Genomic DNA, 1,633 nt, shown 5'->3' on the forward strand with positions numbered 1-1,633 from the left:
GGCTTCGGCTCGATCAAAAACTGACCGTCAAATCCGATTTCTTTCGCATAGTCGACCGCCATGTGCAAGAAGCGAGCCAAATTGTCAAGCTCCAGCTTCATGTCCGTGTTCAGCAGCGTCTCATAACCTTCCCGACCGCCCCAAAACACGTAGTTTTCCGCTCCGAGCCGTTTGGCGATCTCCAACCCTTTTTTCACTTTCGCCGCCGCATAGGCGAATACATCAGCATTGCACGATGTCGCCGCCCCATGAACGAAGCGCGGATGGCTGAACAAGTTCGCCGTATTCCACAGCAGCTTCGTTTTGCTTGTTTTCATGTATTCTTCAATCATATCGACGATTTCATCCAAGTTTTTGTACGTCTCGCTGAGCGTCTCGCCTTCTGGAGCGATGTCGACATCATGGAAGCAGAAAAACGGAACGTTCAGCTTTTCAAACAGCTCAAACGCCGCCTCGACGCGCGCCTTCGCCAAATCCATCCCGCTGTATTTGTCCCACGGGCGAATCATATTGCCGACGCCGAACGGATCCGATCCATCCCCCGTAAACGTATGCCAATACGCGACCGAAAAGCGCAAATGCTCCTCCATTGTTTTGTCGCCGACTTTTTCTTCCGGATTATAAAACTTAAACGCCAACGGATTGCGCGACTCCGGCCCTTCATACGCAATCTTGCCGATATTCGGAAAATAAGCCATGCCTAGGTCCCCCTTCATCATGAATCAAGTTCAATCAGCGAAAATGGCTTGCTTCGGTTTTATTATAACGCTTTCACATTTGTTTGTCTATCATATAAACAAAGTATTCTACAATTCTTTGTACAAAAAGTAGTCGAAATCGGCGTAGTTGTTTTGTCCTGAACCGTCCCGGCAATGCATGCCGACAAACGCCCCGGTAAACGCCGCGCGGCTTTTGATATAGTCGTCTGACAGTTTATACGATTCAAAGGTGACGGGAATCTCTCTCCAATTCACTCCATCGAAAGAGTACGCATAGTTGTACGTGGCCGTTTGTACGTTCACCCGTAAATACACATACTCGACATCATCAGGGACGACAATTTCTTGACCGCGCAACGGCTGGTCAACAACAAGATGGTCGCACGCCATTAACTCGAGAATCCGTCCTTTTTCCTCATGCCATGTCAATTGCAGCGTTGTCCAGTTTTGCGTATTATAGTAGTTCACGAGCCCAGCCGATTGTTGGATAGTCGTCGGACGAAACGCGACTTTCGTTTCCGCAACAAAGGTAAAATGCTGCCATCGTCTGGCGACAAACGCCTGTGTAAACCGGGAAGTGAGCGATTCCCTTCCGTACAGCCGCAAATGTCCCGGACGGGCCTTTAAGGTAGCGATGTCTTCCCCTAAAGGAATTCGTAATGTTTGAAAATGGTGGTTTAATGTATCACCATCAAAATCATCTTTTTCATCGTAGTCTTTTTCCCACGGAACTTCCTCAACGTTCGGGCCATCGATTTCCAACGAAGGTTGATTTCCTCCCACGACATAAGGCCAACCGTCTCTCCATTCAAGCCGTTGAATCGCCGTTTCACGTCCGAGCGGGCAATAGCCGCGGTGTTCCAGCAACGGCTGTCCTTCCCTTGGCAGCGGCCGACCAGTTAAATGAACAAGAA

General features: G+C 49.2%; 2 pseudogenes. Both read right to left on the reverse strand.

The annotated features are described in order from the left end of the window. Window positions 1-719, reverse strand: a pseudogene (locus VU18_RS19790) (xylose isomerase); the annotation flags it as partial. 87 nt (window positions 720-806) lie between these two features. Continuing rightward, window positions 807-1,633, reverse strand: a pseudogene (locus tag VU18_RS08130) (glycoside hydrolase 43 family protein); the annotation flags it as partial.

Origin of the sequence: Geobacillus sp. ZGt-1, from assembly GCF_001026865.1 — a bacterium.
Lineage (GTDB): Bacteria > Bacillota > Bacilli > Bacillales > Anoxybacillaceae > Geobacillus > Geobacillus thermoleovorans.